The sequence below is a fragment of the Tabrizicola sp. genome (assembly GCF_031377265.1).
Taxonomy (GTDB): Bacteria; Pseudomonadota; Alphaproteobacteria; order Rhodobacterales; family Rhodobacteraceae; genus JAUYQR01.
This window is the reverse complement of the sequence record NZ_JANMET010000172.1, coordinates 1-13,767: the sequence shown is the minus strand read 5'-3', so window position 1 is coordinate 13,767 and position 13,767 is coordinate 1. Positions and strand designations below refer to the sequence as shown.

Below are 13,767 nucleotides of genomic sequence, written 5' to 3'. Positions count from 1 at the left end.
AGGCTTTGCGGCTGCTGGTTGGCAATCGACAGGGCCTGGGTCGCCAGCTGCTGCTGGACCTGCAGCGCTTGCAAGCGTGCCGAAGCCTCTTCCATGTCGGCGTCCACCATAACCCCAATGCCGGTCTTAAGCGAATCGGTCAGCTCGCCGACGAATTCGCTTTGGATGTCGATTCGCTTTTGCGCCGAACCGAAGGAAGCAGCCGCGTCGATCGAGGTTTTCAGCATGCCTTCGATCGCATTGAGTGCCGTTGCAGGGGCCGTCGTAACGTCCAGAGTGTTCAAGGCCGCCAGACCGCCTGTTCCCCGCGTTGCCGTAACCGAGATTGCTGCCGGAGAGTTGGTATTGTTGGCAACGGTCAGCGCTCCGGCGCCCAGCGACATGGTGAAATCGCTGTCCGACAACCCGTTCGAGGTGAGCGAGTTCTTCAGGCCCGCTACCAGAGAGTCCCCAGTGTCACCGTCCTTGACGACATAACGCCCTTCTACCGAGCCGATTTTGAGGGCGATGGAGTCACCTGCGACAAGTGCCGTCAGGGTTGCCGGGTTTGCCGTTGGCGCATCCTTGGCAAGCGCGCCGGCGCCGCCCTGGAAGGTAAAGCCGTTCAGCGTGACTGGCGTACCGGTCACCACCGAAGGGGCGGTCAGCGCGCCGTTCACCAGAGCCGCACCGGCAGTTGTCGACAGGTTCTGTGAAGTCACGGTAATGTTGCTTGAAGTGACTCCAGTTGCACTGCGGTCCAGAGAGGACAGCACGTTGACCGAAGTGTTCGACCCGTTGACGAGGTTCAACCCGTTAAACTGGGCCGCACCCACCACCGATTCGATTTGCTTGGTCAGCGCAGTGATATCAGTCTGGATCTTGGTCCGGTCGACGTTCTCGGCCTGAGCGGCGACGATCTTGCCCTTCATCTCGGTCAGCAGGTTGGTGACGGATTCCGAGGCTTTGCGCGCGACCGTCAGTGTTGCCGAGCCAACGGCAAGACTGTCCGAAATGCCCTTGAAGCCTTTCACGTCCGATTCCATCACTTTGGAAATTGCCCAGACGGCTGCGTTGTCCTTGGCGGAACCAACGTTCTTGCCGGTGGAAATCTCCGACTGAACCTTGTTCATGTTCGCGTTGATGCCCTTCATGGTCTGCAAGGCAACCATCGCACCGGTATTGGTAAGAAGAGACGACATAACAACTTCCTTCACATTGAGCCGCGCTTTTCGCGACCAGAAAGGGCCACCGGTAAGTGTGGCGGAACGGGCATTCTGTCCAGTGCAACCGGGTCTTCCGGTAGCGCCATCCCGGCATGGGACGCGAGATCAGTGATGGGCCAGACTGTCTAACGCTTTCCTAAGGCCGATCCGCGAAATGCAGAGGATTTGACGGACCGCTGGTCGCCTCTTCAAATTCGGCGCGGCATCAAGTTTGAAACCTGCCCCACCGATTCCCTGCGACCGCGCGCATCATAGGTTGTCAGGGCCGGCTCGGCCGCGATCTCGACCAGCCGGCCCTGTGCCGCCCGAACGCCACGCGCCGCAGCCAGCAGCATCCGGCCGTTGCGATCTGCCTTGCGCGCCAGCCTTTCCGCCGATGCGCGGTCCAGCGGCTGCGGCGCCGGCATCCGTTCCAGCGTGCCGGCAAGCTGGCCGAGGGCCACCAGATCGCCGGTCAGCAGGGCCTCGTAAGTGCGGTCAAGAGCCGCGTCCACGTCCGAATCACTTTGCATCTTCTGCCCTCGTCATTGACTTGAAGATCAGCTCGGCCAGCCCGATGCCGCCCCGCTGCACCATCAATTTCGCCTGTTCCTCCTTCAAGAAGGACGTGAACTGATCTTCGCCATGGCCTCCACCAAACGTTTCGCGCGCCTCGCCAAGCCCGGCATGGCCAAGCATTTCGGCCAGAAAGCTGGCCTCAAGCTCCTGCGCCTTGGCCATCATCGCTTCTCGTCTGTCCGGATTAGACCGAAGCGGAACCGCATCGGGCAACGAAACATCCATTCCTATTTCTCCACTTGTTTGGACTTTCATGAACTCTCAGCGAGCGGGGTAAAGATTGAGTAACCAGTTGTCCTGATAACTGCGCCATGAGCGGCAGAAGTCGTAGGAAGAAGCAGACAATGGTTCCAATTTTGCAGACCGCCGCCGTTCCGTCGATGCCGGGCACATGCTCAAGTGATGCCGGGTGTTCTGGCACAGAGGGCGCTTTTTCTGCGGCATTTGATGGTGCCGCGGATAAGGACAGCACCTGTGCAGGCACAGACAAAGGGGCTTCTGGCAAGACAACGGGAACGAACGCGAGGATGGCGGACAGCGACGGGTCAGAAGGCCTGCCTGAGGTTTTGGCTGCTGACGCTGTTGTAGCGCAGCCCATTGTTTCGGGCCCTCCCTTGTTCTGGATTGTTGACCAGAAGTTCTTACTTGCGGCGGGGCAGGATCGCTCGGTGGCGGTTGAAGCTCGGGCCGACGTTCATGTCTCAAGCCAAACGGCCCCGTCTGCCTTTGCTGGCCCGGTTTTTGCGAGCGCGGAAACCGAGAAAATCGATGATGTGCCTGCTGGGCGGCCCTTGGGTGCGCCTTCAGGGGCAGCAGAAACCCTCAGTGAATTGCCAAGCCCCACGCCCCGCCCCGCGGACCCGCCTTGCCCGCAGCCCGTTGATGCCAGCACCGCCAATGACGGCGTCAGCGGGCCCAAGCTCGTCCCAATTGTCGCAACCGTTGAAGAAACCGCACTGGCTTCGAATCTGAAGATCTCGCCAACGCTTGCCATTGAAACGACCCCGTCCTCAACACTACCTACGACCGGGGCGCGCGGGCATGCAACGCTCTCGCATAGCGCCTTTCTTGCCAAATGGGGGGGCACTACGGTTCAGTTGTCGGACCAAGCCACAACCTACGATCCGGGAGATACCATCGCCCCTGACGCCGACCCGGATCTTTCCGCCCTTGTCGGGGCTGACACGGCAATCCGCAGCGTGGCACAGAAGCCTGCCACTAACGATATCGTGCTGACGATCATCGGCCAACATCCTGGTGTGGAGGAGACGCCCGTTTCTGAGCAGGTCGCGCCTACCGTTCCTTTGCCCGTCGACGGTGACCTTGCCCATCAGCAAGGTAATTCAGCGCCGCCAAGGGCGGGCAGAGGTCAAGAGCAGCCGTTTTCGGCAGGCCCCTCCCTTATGATGAAAGACGAGCGGATCGGCCCTACCGTATTGATTGACACGCCGTGTGGGGCGCCTCAAGAAACAGCGGAAGCGGACCTCGGTTTCAACCCCCTGATGATACAGCCGCATCTGGTGCTGCCGCTGTCTCACGGGCAGAACGCCATTGCGCAGCCAGTTTCTGCACTCGCGGCACAGGTCGTGCAGGTGCTGTCCAGTGGTGGATCGGGTAACACTGATATCGCCCTGTCGCCCGAAGAACTGGGCCATGTCCGGCTGAGCATTCAGCCACACGATTCTGATCCGACACGTGTCGTGGTGATGATGAGCTTTGAGCGCCCGGAGGTCATGGACCTGTTTCGCCGCCATGCCGATCAATTGCTGGCCGATATCCGTGCTGCAGGTTATTCTGGCGCCGACCTCAGCTTTGCACAGTCCGGCACTGGCGGCCAGCAGGATGGCAAGCCTGGCACAGAGTCTGTTCGGGGCAATGTTGATACCTCGCCCTCGCCCTCGACCCCGGCGCACGACACTCGCGTGCGTCGACCAGAAACGACTTCCCTTGATCTTCGGCTATGAGGCTATGAAATGGATGTAACTTCCATCACCACCGCTGCACCTGCGTCATCCACCGCTTCGGGGGGTGGCAGCAAGATCACCTCGGACTTCAACACGTTCCTGAAGATGCTGACGGTTCAAATGCAGAATCAGGACCCGCTTAACCCGATCGATTCAAGCGATTATGCGGTGCAGCTGGCAACTTTCTCGGGTGTGGAACAGCAGGTTCAGACCAATCAGCTTCTGGCCGAAATGACCGCGCGTTTTTCACAAATGGGAATGTCGGAGATGGCCGGCTGGATCGGGCAGGAAGCGCGGTCGAATGCGCCAGTCCATTTCGACGGTGACCCGGTCACGCTGTCGCCGAACCCTGCGGTCGGATCGACGCGTGCAGTCGTGGTGGTGAAGGACGCGCAGGGAAGGCTGGTCTCCCGCGAGGAAGTGCCGGTCAGCGCGGCACCCTACCAATGGCTGGGTGCCGATGCGACTGGAACAGCGCTGCCAAACGGCCGCTACAGCATTTCGCTGGAAAGCTGGAAAGACAACGAAATGATCGATAGTCGCCCGATTGAACACTATGCCCGTGTGATCGAAGCGCGTGGCGGCCCGGAGGGGACCAAACTGGTGCTGGAAGGCGGCATCGAAGTTGCCGCCACGGCGGTCACAGGCTTGCGGTTGGCACAGCTGTAAATCGAAGAGCCAGCCTTGAAAATGCTGTGTCCGCCGTCCGGAGTGTGGCTCGCAGAAAGAAGGGAGTCAGGAGTTCCCGATGCTCCCGTCAGCGTCCGGCGGCAATTAGAAGAAGCTTCGCAATCCTACGCCTGCTGCAAATGCCGCCAAGATCAGCGCAATCCAGATGACAGGTTGTATCCCGCCGCGGGGCGATGGCGGCGTCACCGCTGCATGACCCGTTCGGATCAGCTGCGCCTCGACCATTGCGGGGAGTTTCGGACCGAACCGCGCCAGCACCCGTGCGGTCTTTACCAGATCACGCAACAGCGCTTTGGGTCCGAGGTTTTGCTTGATATAGCCCTCGACGATCGGCTTAGCGACTTCCCAGATGTTGATGTGCGGGTCCAGTGACCGCGCTACGCCCTCGACCACAACCATCGTGCGCTGCAGAAGGATCAACTCGGTCCGCGTTTCCATTCCGAAGCGTTCAGTCACTTCGAACAGGTACATCAGCAACCGCGCCATCGAGATCCGACTGGCATCCATCCCAAAAATCGGCTCGCCCACCGCGCGCAGTGCCCGGGCGAACTCGTCGATGTCGCGGTCGGGCGGCACGTAGCCCGCCTCGAAATGCACCTCGGCCACGCGGCGATAATCCTTGCGGATGAAGCCGAACAGAATCTCGGCATAGACCCGGCGGGTGTATTCATCGATCCGCCCCATGATCCCGAAATCATAGGCGATGATATCACCATTGGCTGCGATCTTCAGGTTGCCCTGATGCATGTCTGCGTGAAAATATCCGTCGCGCAGCGCGTGGTTCAGAAACAATTGCAGCACCCGCGTGCCCAGAACCTTGCGGTCATGGCCTGCGGCATCAATCGCGTCATTGTCGTTCAGCCCAATGCCTTCGGCCCACCCCAGCGTCATCACATTTCGGCTGGATAGGAACCAGTAGGGCTTTGGCACCTGAAAGCCTGCGTCCTTTGCGGTGTTCGCCCCGAACTCCGCCGCGGCCGAAGATTCCAGTCGCAGGTCCAACTCGCCCATCACCACGCCTTCGAAGTGCGCGATCACGTCCATCGGTCGCAGCCGCCGCGCGCCGGGCGACAGAAGTTCGATCCCGCGCGCCGCCAGATAAAAGGCGTCAATATCCTTGCGAAACGCACGCTCGATGCCAGGACGCAGCACTTTGACGGCCACATCGTCGCCGGTGTCGACCAGCCGCGCTCGATGCACTTGTGCGATAGAGGCGGCGGCGACCGGTTCGGAAAACTCTGAAAACAGCTGATCGATTGGCAGCTCCAGCTCGGCCTCGATCATCTTTCTGGCAACGTCGGTCGGAAAGGGTGGCAGCTTGTCCTGCAGGTACTTCAACTGCAGCGCCAATGCATCCCCGACCATGTCAGGGCGGGTCGACAGGATCTGGCCGAATTTGATGTAGGCCGGACCCAGCGCAGTCAGCGCCCGTGTCGCAGGCGGCAACGTCGGATCGCCCCTCAGCCCAAGCCACTTGAACGGCCAACCCAGCATCCGCGCGGCAAACCGAAGACGCGGCGGCGCACGAAACGCCTCAAGCACCACGTCCATCGCCCCCGTCCGCTCCAGCGTGGCGCCAGTTCGGATCAAGCGGATTATGTTGTGCGGCCCCCTCACAGTTTCCAGCCGGAATGCAGGGCCGCCACGCCCATCGTCAGATTGCGGTATTTCACTTGGCCGAACCCTGCTTCGCGGATCATTGTGGCAAAGGTTTCCTGATCGGGAAACTTGCGAATTGATTCCACCAGATACTGATAGCTCTCACGATCCCCGGCCACGATCTGGCCCATCGCGGGAATCACGTTGAACGAATACAGATCGTAAGCTTTCTGCATCAGGTCGTTGGGAATGCGCGAAAACTCCAGCACCATCAGCCGCCCGCCAGGTTTCAGCACGCGGTAAGCTTCCGCCAGGGCATCGACGATACGGGTCACGTTCCGGATGCCGAAGGATATCGTGTAGACGTCAAAACTTGCATCCGCAAAGGGCAGTGCCATCGCATCGCCGACAACCCAATCCAGCCGGTCGGCCTGTTGTTCTGCCTCGGCCCGTTTGCGGCCTTCCACTAGCATGGCCTCAGTCATGTCGCAGACCACCGCCGTCGCCCCCGGCGCGCGCTTCAGAAACCGGAACGCAACATCGCCGGTGCCGCCCGCTACATCCAGCAGCCGTTGATGTGACCGCGGCGTCAGCCAATCCATCATCGCGTCTTTCCAAAGCCGATGCACACCACCCGACATCAGGTCATTCATGATGTCATATCTGGAGGCTACGCGGCTGAAGACGCCGTGCACCATCCCGGCCTTTTCGGCCTCCGGCACGTCCTGAAACCCGAAATGTGTGGTCTTGTCATCTTCGCCGGTCATGCAATGCCTTGCCTTCGCCCGAAATCCGCCTTTCGCGGATATAGCGCCCGGACCGCCACAAGGGAAACCGCAAACTGCCGCAGGACGTGACGCAGCCCGGTTGTGGCAGCCATGCTTTTGCGCGAAGTTACGCAGCATACCCAACAACAGAAAGCCGCTATGCCCGAACTTCCCGAAGTTGAAACCGTCCGCCGCGGGCTCTTGCCGGTGATGGAAGGCCAGTTGATTGTCCGAGCCGAGGTCAACCGCCCCAACCTGCGTTGGCCCTTGCCGCTGGGCATGGCTGACCGGCTGACGGGGCAGCGCGTGTTAGGCTTGCGGCGCCGCTCGAAGTACATTTTGGCCGACCTCGCGTCGGGGGAAAGTCTGCTCATCCACCTTGGCATGTCGGGTCGGATGTTGATTTCCGGGCAGATGATGGGCGACTTCCACCATGATCATCCCGCCCTGCAAAAGCACGATCATGTGGTCTTGCACATGGCACAGGGCGCACGGATCACGTTCAACGACGCTCGTCGCTTCGGCGCGATGGACCTTCTGGATACTGGCACAGCTGACGCACATCCGCTGTTGGCAAGTCTTGGCCCCGAACCCCTAGGCAATGACTTCAACGAAACGTATCTTATTGGCCGGCTGAAAGATCGCAACACGCCGATCAAATCCGCCCTTCTGGACCAGCGAATCGTTGCGGGGCTGGGCAACATCTATGTCTGCGAAGCGCTTTATCGTGCGCGGATCAGCCCGCTGCGCAAGGCGGGCGCACTGAACAAGGCCACTGTCGCGTCGCTCGTCCCTTTGATCCGAGAGGTTCTGCTTGAGGCGATCGAGGCGGGCGGCTCTTCGTTGCGCGATTTCCGCCAGACCGACGGTGAGTTGGGCTATTTTCAGAAGACTTTTCAGGTCTACGGCAAAGAAGGCGAACCCTGCGAAACCCCCGGCTGCAGCGGCACCATCCTGCGCACGGTTCAATCCGGCCGATCGTCTTTCTGGTGCCCATCCTGTCAGAGGTGACTTGCCATCCGGCGCGGTGCTGTTAGGAGTCTGCGCCAGTTGAATAAGCGGAGCGGTCCATGGCCTACGAGACGCTGATTGTCGAGATTGAGGACTACGTCGCTCTGATCCGCCTCAATCGCCCTGACGCCCTGAATGCCCTGAACTCCGAAATGATGCGCGAACTTGCCAGTGCGCTGACGGCTGCGGATGCCAATGACAGGGTGCGCTGCATCGTACTGACCGGGTCCGAAAAGGCCTTTGCGGCCGGTGCCGATGTGCGTGAAATGGCCGAGAAGACGTTTACGGACGTGTATTTCGACAACCTGTTCGGGGCCGAAGTCGAGGCGATTGCCAAGGTTCGCAAGCCGCTTATTGCAGCTGTTTCCGGCTATTGCCTGGGCGGTGGTTGCGAGCTTGCAATGATGTGTGATTTCATCATCGCTGCAGACACTGCGAAGTTCGGTCAACCCGAGATCAACCTCGGGGTTGTCGCCGGAATGGGCGGGACCCAGCGCCTGACACGCGCTGTGGGCAAGTCGAAATCCATGGACATGCACCTGACAGGCCGCTTTATGGACGCCGCCGAAGCAGAGCGTTGCGGCCTGGTATCGCGCCTGGTTCCGGTGAAGTCGCTGATCGAAGAGGCAATGAAATCTGCGGCCAAGATTGTTGAGAAATCGGCGATCACCGCAATGGTGGTCAAGGAAACGGTCAACCGGTCGCAGGAAACATCGCTGTCCGAGGGGCTTTTGTTCGAGCGCCGGATGTTTCACGCCCTGTTTGCGACCGAAGACCAGAAGGAAGGCATGGCTGCCTTCCTGCAAAAGCGTCAGCCGCAGTTTCGCGACAAGTAAGCCTTTCCTTTCTGAAAACATTCCCCTATATGCCGCCGTCACATGCGCGTGGGCCCGCTTAGGCAAGAATCATTCCCGCTGGGATCAGCGGGGCCTTTGGTCTTTCGTGCGAACATTTTGAAACACGTCAAGACCCTAGGAAAAAAAGACCCATGGCCAATACTGAACAGTCCAAGAAACGCGCCCGCCAGTCCGAAGCACGCTACGCCGTAAACAAGGCTCGCCGGTCGCGAATCCGCACTTTCCTGCGCAAGGTTGAAGAGGCGCTGGCTGCAGGCAACACCGATGCCGCCGCTGCCGCGCTAAAGGCTGCTCAGCCGGAACTGGCGCGTGGTGTGTCCAAGGGTGTGCTGCACAAGAACACCGTCGCTCGCAAGATGTCGCGCCTGTCGTCGCGCGTGAAGGCTCTGCCTACCGCCTGATTCCGGTTTTTCCGGTCAAGCTTTTTGTTCAGGGCACAACCCGTGGGTTGTGCCCTGAAGCATTTTTTCGCCCCAGATACGCATCGAGGCAGCGAGGCGTTGCCGATTTGCACGACCTATCGGATTCGCGGGAAGTGAATCTGTGTCAAGCGTGTTGTTCAGTTGCAGATGCGCCTGACAGCTTGATACCGTTATCCTTGCGATTCACTTCGTCTTGGGGGACATGGAATGGTCGCAAACGGGAAACTGCTGCACAGAGCGCGGTGGCTTGGCCACTAGTTCTGAGTTTTTTGTTTGTGAACAATAACTTGGAAGGCAGCCTCGAAGCTGCCTCAACAGCGCTCGTGTGTGCCCGCCGTTCTTTGGCGAGTGCCATCCTGCGGTCCTGTCCCTTTGCAACTGGCCGTGAGGCAGCTTGAACGCTGCCGTTCGGCCTTTTGTCTGACCCAGTGTTCCGCAAAGTGACGGATGAGTTTTCTAGTCCCGCGGGTAGAGCGCGGGGGTATGGATTTTGGGGCAGGTCGAACAGAATGACGAACGAAACGTGGGGCCAGGTGCGCGAAGAGTTGATCAAGCGCGTGGGCAAGAACAACTACGTGACCTGGATCGAGCCCTTGAAGCTGTCTTTGCTAAAGAATGGCGTCGCGAAGTTTGAAGTGCCGACCATCTTCTTTGGTGACTGGGTCCAGCGCAACTATGCCGATCATATCAGGACTCAGTTGATGACAGCGGGAGAAGAGGTGGATCGCGTCGAATTCGCCGTGAATGCGCAGACCAATGGCAGGGTGCCAGCCCCCGCGCGTACCGCAGCCAAAGCCGCGTCTCGTCGCCTGCCCAGCGATGAAGAACTGCCCGGAGCGCCGCTGGATGCACGTTTTACCTTCGACAGTTTCATTGTTGGCAAGCCGAACGAACTTGCCCACGCCGCCGCGCGTCGCGTAGCCGAAGGGGGTCCAGTCAGCTTCAACCCGCTGTTTCTCTATGGTGGCGTTGGACTTGGTAAAACCCACCTTATGCACGCCATCGCCCACGAACTTCAAACACGGCGGCCAGAGCTGCGTGTGCTGTATCTGTCGGCTGAACAGTTCATGTACCGATTTGTTCAGGCCCTGCGCGAACGCCAAGTGATGGACTTCAAGGAGCTGTTCCGGTCCGTCGACGTGCTGATGGTCGACGACGTCCAATTCATCGCCGGCAAGGATTCCACACAGGAGGAATTCTTCCACACCTTCAACGCCCTGGTGGATCAGAACAAGCAGATCGTCATCTCCGCCGACCGCGCGCCCGGTGAGATCAAGGACCTTGAAGAACGCATCAAGTCCCGTCTGCAATGTGGCCTCGTGGTGGATCTTCACCCCACCGATTACGAACTTCGCCTGGGCATCTTGCAACAGAAGGTTGAGTACTATCGCACCCAGTATCGTGGCCTTGTGCTGGCGGACGGCGTGCTGGAATTCCTTGCGCACCGCATCACCTCCAACGTCCGCATCCTCGAAGGTGCGCTTACACGGCTGTTTGCCTTCGCCTCTTTGGTTGGCAGGGAAATCACGCTGGAACTGGCGCAAGATTGCCTCGCAGACATTTTGCGATCATCCGACCGCAAGCTGTCCATCGAGGAAATCCAGCGTAAGGTGGCCGAGCATTACAACATCCGCTTGTCCGACATGATCGGCCCGAAACGCCTGCGAAACATTGCGCGGCCGCGTCAGGTGGCGATGTATCTTGCCAAGCAACTGACGCCGCGCAGCTTGCCCGAGATCGGCCGTCGGTTTGGCGGGCGCGATCATACAACAATCATGCACGGCGTGCGCAAGATCGAGGAACTCATGGCCATAGACAGCCAGCTTTCCGACGACTTGCAACTTCTGCGGCGTCTGTTGCAGGGCTGATGCGGAGCCGACCTTGACGGCCCCCGCAAACGCACCCAAAGTCACGCAAATTGCTTGTAGACCGGCGAAAACCGGGTAAGTTCGACGTCCCTTCCAAGGGGTCCGATAGGGGGAAGTGACATGAAGATCAGCATCGAACGCGCCACATTGCTCAAGGCGCTGGCACAGGCCCAGTCGGTGGTGGAACGCCGCAATACCATCCCCATCCTCGCCAACGTGCTGATCGAGGCCGAGGGGGCCAACGTAAGCTTCCGCGCCACCGATCTTGACATCGAAGTGCTGGACCGCGCGCCCGCCATGGTGGAACGTGCCGGTTCTACAACGGTGTCGGCCATCATGCTGCACGAGATCATCCGGAAGTTGCCCGACGGTGCCTTGGTAAGCCTGAACGAAGATGTGGCTTCCGGCCGGCTGACGATTGCGGCAGGGCGTTCCACTTTCAGCCTTGCTACCTTGCCGAAAGAAGACTTTCCGGTAATGGCGACGTCGGAATACTCCTCGAACTTCTCGGCACCCGCTCCGATGCTGCGTCGCCTGTTCGACAAGGCAAAGTTTGCGATTTCAACCGAAGAAACGCGCTATTACCTTAACGGTGTCTATATGCACGTATCGACCGGCGAAAGCGGCCCTGTGCTACGCTGCGTTGCGACAGACGGACACCGCCTTGCACGCATTGATGCGCCCCTGCCCGATGGCGCCATCGGAATGCCCGGTGTGATCGTGCCACGCAAAACTGTGAACGAACTGCGCAAGCTTTTGGACGATGACGAAGCGACGATTGCGGTTTCGGTTTCCGAAACGAAAGTTCGCTTTGCCACTCCCGCCATCACGCTGACGTCCAAGGTGATTGACGGAACATTCCCGGATTACACACGCGTCATCCCCACGGGCAACACAAAGCGGCTGGAAGTGGACGCGTCGGAGTTTGCAAAAGCTGTTGACCGCGTCGCTACCGTGTCTTCGGAACGGTCGCGTGCGGTGAAGCTCAGCCTCGATGAAGATCGGCTCGTTCTTTCGGTCAACGCGCCAGACAGCGGTGCCGCCGAAGAAGAGCTGGCTGTGGCCTACGGCGACGAGCGGCTGGAGATTGGGTTCAACGCCAAGTACCTTTTGGAGATTGCCAGTCAGGTTGATCGCGAGAATGCGGTTTTCCTTTTCAACTCCTCCGGCGATCCGACCTTGATGCGCGAGGGCAATGACATGTCGGCCGTCTACGTGGTCATGCCGATGCGGGTCTGACCATAGTTTATGAACGAAAAGGCGTAAACAAGTGAGCGGTCTGTCTATCAGGACCATCACCTTGTCGCACTTTCGCAGTCATCAGGCCGCGAGGCTGGAACTTGACGGCCGCCCGGTGGCGATCTTCGGCCCAAATGGCGCTGGAAAGACCAACATCCTTGAGGCGGTGTCGCTGTTGTCTCCCGGTCGTGGCTTGCGTCGCGCTGCGACAGAAGACCTCGCCCGAAAGCCGGAAAGCCTGGGGTGGAAAGTCGTCGCCAACGTACGCGGACTTGGTGGCGGGCACGAGCTGGAAACCTGGGCCGAGCCGGGAGAGCCTAGGCAGGTCAGAATAGACGGCAAGACCGCAACGCAAGCCAGCCTGGGCCGCGTCCTGCGCATCTTGTGGATTGTTCCCGCCATGGACAGGCTTTGGATCGAGGCCGCAGAAGGCCGCAGACGTTTTCTTGACCGCCTGACGCTCAGCTTCGCGCCGGATCATGCTGAACTGTCGCTCACATACGAGAAGGCGATGAGGGATCGCAATCGCCTGTTGAAGGATCAGGTGGTTGATCCGCATTGGTACGCGGTGCTCGAGGCGCAGATGGCCGAGACGGGCCGACAGATCACTGTGAACCGTCGCCTGGCCCTTGCCCGGATCGCGCAGGCTGGGGCCCGCGACAGCGCCTTTCCAAGTGCCACCCTGACCTTGACATACCCTGACGGTGCCGGAGAGCGCGCGGATACCTTGGCTGCTCTCGCCGAAGGTCGCCGTCGTGATCTGGCGGCCGGGCGCACCCTTATCGGCCCACATCGCGCCGATCTGGCCGCCGTCTATGCCGCGAAAGGTGTGCCCGCTGATCAGTGCTCTACCGGCGAGCAAAAGGCTCTGTTGATCAGTCTTATCCTCGCCAGCGCCCGCGCCTTGGCCGAAGACCTGGGTCAACCGCCCATCCTGTTGCTGGATGAAGTGGCCGCCCATCTTGATGTCACCCGTCGGGCTGCGCTGTATGATGAAATTTGTGGGCTAGGTGCCCAAGCCATCATGACCGGCACCGAGGCAGACCTGTTTGACAGCCTCGGCCAAAGGGGCCAGAGCTATGCCATTACAGAGGTGAACGGTCGTTCCGCGACCAGTCCCTGCAAGGAGATATGAATGACTATTTCGCTATATGAATTGCTTCTCTATGCCGGCGGCATGGCAGTCCTTTGGGCGATTCCTGGGCCGGTGTGGGTCGCCCTTACGGCACGGGCGTTGTCGGGCGGTTTTGCTGCCGCTTGGCCCCTCGCCGTGGGTGTGGCCATCGGCGACGTGGTATGGCCGCTGGCAGCGATCTTTGGCCTCAGCTGGATCCTGTCGATTTACGGAGGCTTTCTCGAGGCATTTAAGTGGATTGCTTCTGGTATCTTTCTGCTGATGGGCCTTATGCTCATACGCAAGCCGGCAACCAATCTATCTGCCGACAGTCGCATGACGCGGCCAGGCGTTTGGGCGGGCTTTGCCGTCGGCGTCGCCGCCGTGATCGGTAACCCTAAGGCGATCCTGTTTTACATGGGCGTTCTGCCCGGATTTTTCGACCTGACCCGCGTTACCCCCGTGGACATTGC

At 59.9% G+C, this 13,767-nt stretch carries 14 protein-coding genes; 9 read left to right on the top strand and 5 right to left on the bottom strand.

What is annotated here, in order from left to right; genetic code table 11:
• The 3 genes from RMO18_RS10120 to RMO18_RS10110 all read right to left on the bottom strand — a co-directional run.
• On the bottom strand, window positions 1-1,181 hold a 1,181-nt coding region (locus RMO18_RS10120; protein WP_309665662.1), incomplete at its 3' end, for a flagellin.
• A 212-nt stretch (window positions 1,182-1,393) separates the two neighbouring features.
• Window positions 1,394-1,717, bottom strand: a complete 324-nt coding sequence (locus tag RMO18_RS10115) for a hypothetical protein (protein WP_309665661.1) — start codon at window positions 1,715-1,717, stop codon at window positions 1,394-1,396.
• A complete protein-coding gene (locus RMO18_RS10110) occupies window positions 1,707-1,988 on the bottom strand; it encodes a rod-binding protein (protein ID WP_405054043.1) in 282 nt (93 codons plus the stop codon). Before RMO18_RS10110 ends, RMO18_RS10115 begins: the two co-directional genes overlap by 11 nt.
• Window positions 1,989-2,290: 302 nt before the next feature.
• Here RMO18_RS10110 and RMO18_RS10105 point away from each other — a divergent pair, with 302 nt between their 5' ends.
• Both RMO18_RS10105 and RMO18_RS10100 read left to right on the top strand, forming a co-directional pair.
• Window positions 2,291-3,727, top strand: coding sequence for a flagellar hook-length control protein FliK (locus tag RMO18_RS10105; RefSeq protein WP_309665659.1), 1,437 nt, complete (start codon window positions 2,291-2,293; stop codon window positions 3,725-3,727).
• A 9-nt stretch (window positions 3,728-3,736) separates the two neighbouring features.
• Window positions 3,737-4,396: a flagellar hook capping FlgD N-terminal domain-containing protein gene (locus RMO18_RS10100; RefSeq protein WP_309665657.1), complete on the top strand. Its 660-nt coding sequence runs from the start codon at window positions 3,737-3,739 to the stop codon at window positions 4,394-4,396.
• Window positions 4,397-4,501: 105 nt separating this feature from the next.
• Here the strand turns inward: RMO18_RS10100 and ubiB are convergent, their stop codons facing one another.
• Window positions 4,502-6,034 (bottom strand): 2-polyprenylphenol 6-hydroxylase, encoded by a 1,533-nt coding sequence (ubiB, locus tag RMO18_RS10095; RefSeq protein ID WP_309665656.1) that lies wholly within the window; start codon window positions 6,032-6,034, stop codon window positions 4,502-4,504.
• Entirely contained in the window at window positions 6,031-6,783 is a 753-nt protein-coding gene (ubiE, locus tag RMO18_RS10090; protein WP_309665655.1) for a bifunctional demethylmenaquinone methyltransferase/2-methoxy-6-polyprenyl-1,4-benzoquinol methylase UbiE, read from the bottom strand. The genes ubiB and ubiE overlap by 4 nt, the downstream gene beginning before the upstream one ends.
• 159 nt (window positions 6,784-6,942) lie before the next feature.
• Here ubiE and mutM point away from each other — a divergent pair, with 159 nt between their 5' ends.
• From mutM to RMO18_RS10055, 7 genes are all read left to right on the top strand, one after another.
• Window positions 6,943-7,794, top strand: coding sequence for a bifunctional DNA-formamidopyrimidine glycosylase/DNA-(apurinic or apyrimidinic site) lyase (gene mutM / locus RMO18_RS10085; protein ID WP_309665654.1), 852 nt, complete (start codon window positions 6,943-6,945; stop codon window positions 7,792-7,794).
• Window positions 7,795-7,853: 59 nt separating this feature from the next.
• A complete protein-coding gene (locus tag RMO18_RS10080; RefSeq protein ID WP_309665653.1) occupies window positions 7,854-8,630 on the top strand; it encodes an enoyl-CoA hydratase in 777 nt (258 codons plus the stop codon).
• Between the two features lie 152 nt (window positions 8,631-8,782).
• A complete protein-coding gene (rpsT, locus tag RMO18_RS10075; protein ID WP_309665651.1) occupies window positions 8,783-9,052 on the top strand; it encodes a 30S ribosomal protein S20 in 270 nt (89 codons plus the stop codon).
• 530 nt (window positions 9,053-9,582) lie between these two features.
• Complete coding sequence (dnaA, locus tag RMO18_RS10070; RefSeq protein ID WP_309665663.1) at window positions 9,583-10,941, top strand: chromosomal replication initiator protein DnaA; 1,359 nt, start codon at window positions 9,583-9,585, stop codon at window positions 10,939-10,941.
• 120 nt (window positions 10,942-11,061) lie between these two features.
• Window positions 11,062-12,180: a DNA polymerase III subunit beta gene (gene dnaN, locus RMO18_RS10065; RefSeq protein ID WP_309665650.1), complete on the top strand. Its 1,119-nt coding sequence runs from the start codon at window positions 11,062-11,064 to the stop codon at window positions 12,178-12,180.
• Window positions 12,181-12,211: 31 nt separating this feature from the next.
• The gene (gene recF / locus RMO18_RS10060; RefSeq protein WP_309665648.1) at window positions 12,212-13,315 is read left to right on the top strand and encodes a DNA replication/repair protein RecF; all 1,104 of its coding nucleotides are present in this window, start codon (window positions 12,212-12,214) and stop codon (window positions 13,313-13,315) included.
• The coding region (locus tag RMO18_RS10055) for a LysE family transporter (protein WP_309665647.1) at window positions 13,316-13,767 on the top strand (452 nt) is incomplete at its 3' end.